General features: G+C 40.1%; 4 protein-coding genes. All 4 read left to right on the forward strand.

All coding sequences use genetic code 11. The annotated features are described in order from the left end of the window. A partial coding sequence (gene tsaD, locus PK547_02640) for a tRNA (adenosine(37)-N6)-threonylcarbamoyltransferase complex transferase subunit TsaD (GenBank protein ID HPR91606.1) occupies positions 1 to 726 on the forward strand: 726 nt, incomplete at its 5' end. 35 nt (positions 727 to 761) lie between these two features. Then, on the forward strand, positions 762 to 2933 hold the full coding sequence (locus PK547_02645; GenBank protein HPR91607.1) for a valine--tRNA ligase: 2172 nt from the start codon (positions 762 to 764) through the stop codon (positions 2931 to 2933). 6 nt (positions 2934 to 2939) lie between these two features. Beyond that, positions 2940 to 3686 carry a PrsW family glutamic-type intramembrane protease gene (locus PK547_02650; protein HPR91608.1) on the forward strand — a complete coding sequence of 249 codons (747 nt, stop codon included), beginning with the start codon at positions 2940 to 2942 and terminating at the stop codon, positions 3684 to 3686. A 68-nt stretch (positions 3687 to 3754) separates the two neighbouring features. Then, positions 3755 to 4387, forward strand: coding sequence for an Hsp20/alpha crystallin family protein (locus PK547_02655; GenBank protein ID HPR91609.1), 633 nt, complete (start codon positions 3755 to 3757; stop codon positions 4385 to 4387). The last annotated feature ends 242 nt before the right edge of the window (positions 4388 to 4629 follow it).

The raw sequence follows: 4629 nt of genomic DNA on the forward strand, positions 1-4629 counted from the left end.
GTGAACCATTTAGAGGGGCACCTTTTTGCTAATTTTATTGATTTTGATTTCAAAACAGCTGCTCCGTTATTTCCGGCTATTTGCCTCTTAGTTTCGGGCGGTCATACCCAAATTATTTATTTAAAAAGCTTTACTCACTATAAACTTTTGGGAGAAACTTTAGATGATGCGGCTGGCGAAGCCTTTGATAAGGTAGCGCGCTTGCTGAACTTGGGTTATCCTGGCGGACCCTTTATTTCTAAAGCGGCTACTTATGGGAATGGCGCCCAATATGCTTTTCCTCGCCCCATGCTAGATAAGCCTAATTACGATTTTAGTTTTTCTGGTTTAAAAACAGCGATGCTCTATACGGTGCAAAAACTCAAGATAAAGCCAAGGCCATATGATGTCAGTAAAAAACCTAATAAAGTAGTGGCAGATTTAGCAGCTTCTTTTGAAAACGCAGTCATTGATACTTTGGTAGCCAAGACAGTGAAAGCAGCCAAAGAAAATAAAGTAAAATCCGTTTGGATTGGCGGAGGAGTGTCAGCCAATGCCAAGCTAAGAGAAACATTGGGCATTAAATTGAAAGAAGAGCTGCCTGGCATCCAATATTTTACTCCACCTATGGCGCTTACCACCGATAACGGCCTTATGATTGCGGCAGCTGCTTATCTGAGGCAACTCCAGGGAGCGAAAAGTCGGTGGCAGGATTTAGATGTTTGTGCTAACCTAACCATAAAGTAATGAGGATTTTAAAAAGTTAAAGAGGTTTTCTAGCGATGTCTAAAAATATTTTAGAAAATACCAGTTATAATCCGCTTGAAGTAGAAAAAACTATTTACGCCACTTGGATGAAGAAGGGTTGTTTTAATCCTGATAAACAATCTCACCCAAGCAAGAAAAGTTTTACAGTAGCTATGGCTCCTCCCAATATTACGGGGTCTCTGCATATGGGGCATGCTTTGGAAGACACTTTAACCGACATCGTGGTCAGGCAAAAAAGAATGCAGGGCTATAAAGTGTTGTGGGTTCCCGGGATTGACCATGCGGGTATTGCGGCGCAAAACGTAGTAGAAAAAGAATTACGCAAAGAAAATTTGAGTCGTTTTGATTTAGGAAGAGAAAAATTTGAGGCAAGAGTGTGGCAATGGAAAGAAAAATCAGGCAATACTATTTTAGAACAAGCTAAAACTTTGGGTGTTTCGGCCGATTGGTCGAGATTGCGTTTTACTTTGGATAAGGACTATCAGAAAGCGGTGCAAAACGCCTTCATTCATTATTATGAGAAAGGCCTTATTTACAGAGGTAATCGAGTAGTCAATTGGTGCCCTCGCTGTCACACCAGCATTTCGGACCTAGAAGTGGAATACAAAGAACAGAAAGGCAGTTTGTGGTATATCAAATACCCGTTAAAAAAAGGCGGTTATATTACGGTAGCTACTACTCGTCCCGAGACTATGCTGGGCGATACGGCTATAGCGGTGGCGCCAGGAGACAAGCGTTATACCAAGCTAGTGGGGGAGTTCGCCATTCTGCCTATTATGAATAAAGAAATTCCTATTATTGCCGATAAAGCTTTGGACAAGGATTTTGGTACCGGCGCTCTAAAGGTGACTCCGGCGCATAGCCCTATAGATTTTGAAATAGGTCAAAGACATAACTTGGAATTTGTGAGTGTAATTGATGACCATGGCCGCTTCAATGCGGTTACTCCAGCAAGATACCAAGGACTCAAAATGGCAGAGGGCCGTGAAAAAATTATAGAAGAACTTAAAAATCTTGGCTTGTTGGAAAAAATAGAAGATTACGATTTAAGTTTGCCAGTTTGCATGCGCTGTGGGACAGAAATTCAGCCCCAAATTTCTAATCAGTGGTTTTTGCAAATGAAAGGTTTAGCAGAAGCGGCTGCCCAAGCAGTGAAAAACAAGGAGGTGCAGATTGTGCCTAAGAATTTTGAAAAAACTTATTTTGATTGGCTCAAGAATGTTAAAGATTGGTGCATTTCAAGGCAGATTTGGTGGGGACACAGAATGCCTGTTTGGTATTGCAGTTGTGACACCAATCAATTGAACCCTATTATTTCTATTAATCAGCCCAAGAGCAAATGCCCTCATTGCGGCAAGAGTGAATGGCTGCAAATTGAAGATGTTTTAGATACGTGGTTTTCTTCCGCCCTTTGGCCCTTTGCTGTCTTAGGTTGGACAGGGGACGAAGCGGCTGATAAAAAATGCCGAGACCTTAAGACTTTCTATCCGACCAACTATATGACTAGCGCTCGAGATATTTTCCATCTGTGGATCACGAGAATGATTTATTCGGGATTGGAATTTACCGGGAAAGCGCCCTTTCAAAAGGTTTACATTCACGCGACAGTAATGAATAAAGAAGGCAAAAGGATGTCTAAGAGTTTGGGCACAGGCGTTGACCCGCTCTTGCTTATCAATACCTATGGCGCTGACGCTACCCGTTTTGGTCTTACCTGGCAAGCTACCGGTGTTCAGGATATTCGCTTCAATGAAGAATTTATTATTAGCGGCAAGAAGTTCTTAAATAAGTTGTGGAACGCCTCGCGTTTTGTCCTTTTAAATTTAAAAGGCAAAAGTTATTCCGACCAAAAACCCAAGGCGGCTCGCTTAAATAAATACGACAAGCAGATTCTCAAAAAATTAGCCAAGGTTGTCAAGCAAACTGAAGCAGATTTAAGCAAAGAACGTTTCGGACAAAGCTTACAAACTTTGTATCAGTTCTTTTGGCATGATTTTTGCGACCTCTATCTGGAGCAAAGCAAAAAATTTGCCGGCCCAGAAACCAACCACGTTTTATATTACGTGCTCGTCAACATTTTGAAACTTTTACATCCTTATACCCCCTTTGTCACTGAATATATTTGGCAATTCTTGCCAGGCAAACACGATTTACTCATTAAAGAAAGTTGGCCCCAAATATCCTAATATTTTATGGAAAAGATAATTACCATTCTTGTTTTTAGCTTGCTTAGTTTAGTGCCGATTCTTTTTTGGCTAGCTTTTTTTCTGTGGCAAGATAGAAAACGTCCAGAACCGTTGAGATGGCTGCTGGCAGTATATTTTAGCGGTTTTTTGATGGGTCCGATTATTTGGCTTTTAGAAACCTTCTTTTTCAAAAATACCATTTTTTTTAATAGCACTCAATTACTGCAACGGAGTTTGTGGCTATGTTTTGTAGGAGCAATTATTGAAGAGGCAACCAAATTTTTAATGGTCTACTTGGTAATTAAGCGCAATTCGGCCTGTGATGAATGTCTTGACCCGGTAATTTATTTAGTGACAGGAGCTTTGGGTTTTGCCAGTTTGGAAAACATAATCGCTGTTTGCTCCTTAATAGCCAATAAAACAAACTACTTAGAATTCTTAAGTCTTGTCAGCGGTCGCTTCTTGGGAGCTAATTTTTTGCACGCGCTCTTAGCGGTTATTATTGGCACTGCTTGGGGTTGGGGGGTCAAACGTGGCTATTCTGCTGGTAAGGTGACCAAACTGATTTTTGCAGGGATAAGCGTGGCAGTTGTGGTTCACACGATTTTTAATTATTTTTTAATCTTGTCCCAACCCAATCTTATTATGGCTATGGGCGGCTTGCTTTTCATGCTAGCTATTTTATTTCTATGGCTTTTTCAGATTCTAGAAGATCACCCTCGGTCTCTCTCTAATCATGATTTTTATAAATAATTTTCCAGTTGAATAAAACCAAGCAACTGGGTATAATGAAAAGTGATTAAATAAAAAATTATAAAGATATGTTCACCAAAAAAATAAATGTCGCTGAAAATTCTAATGATTTAGGGGAAACCGAGGAAGGGGAACTAACCATTGATGTTTATGCCGATGGCAATAATATAGTTATTGAATCTTTAATTGCCGGACTTGACCCCAACGATTTAGACATTTCCATTACTCACGATTTAGTAACTATCAAAGGAGAGAGAAAACGTAATCAGGAAATTTCCAGCAAAAATTATTATTACCAGGAGTGCTTTTACGGCAACTTCTCCCGCACTGTTCTTTTGCCCACAGACATTGACCCCGATAAAGCGAAGGCCAATTTTAGCAAAAACGGCGTTTTAACTATTGTTATGCCCAAAGTAGAACAAAAGTTAACTTCGAAAAAATTAGCTATAGAAGGCGAGGAAGAAGAGAAGGCTTCTGAAGGGGCTAAGCCTCGTCGCCGAGTGAAAAACGTGGAGGACGAAGAAAGTAAAGAAGAAATTATTGAAGAACCAGAAAGGGAGGAAGAATTAAAATCCGACTCTTTAGACGGAGAGGATACAGTTGAGGAAGAAAATTCAAGTGAAAAAGATTGGGCACTTCTTTCTCCTCGCCCAGTACTAAAGAGGAAAGCCCGTGTCCCAAGGAATCAAGATGAGGAATAGGCCTATTTTGGTTTACAAGCAAAGTTAAACATGCTAGACTGACGTATCTCCTAAATGTTTCCGGGTTTGCTGATAAACAGTTCTAAAGCCAAAAATTGGCTTCTTGTAGTGCGCCCCAGAGGAGATAAAATGAAATAATAGATGGACTCTCAAGAATTCTCACAAATTTACGATACTTACGTAGAGAAAATTTATCGGTTTGTATATTTAAGGGTTAACTCTAAAGAAGAGGCCCAAGATAT

Source organism: Candidatus Paceibacterota bacterium, assembly GCA_035404205.1.
Classification (GTDB): Bacteria; Patescibacteriota; Minisyncoccia; order UBA6257; family JAVHQB01; genus JAVHQB01.

Bases quoted from the DNA above. Each gene is read 5' to 3' on its own strand.
- PK547_02645 (HPR91607.1), top strand. From the start codon at position 762: ATGTCTAAAAATATTTTAGAAAATACCAGTTATAATCCGCTTGAAGTA.
- PK547_02650 (HPR91608.1), top strand. From the start codon at position 2,940: ATGGAAAAGATAATTACCATTCTTGTTTTTAGCTTGCTTAGTTTAGTG.
- PK547_02655 (HPR91609.1), top strand. From the start codon at position 3,755: ATGTTCACCAAAAAAATAAATGTCGCTGAAAATTCTAATGATTTAGGG.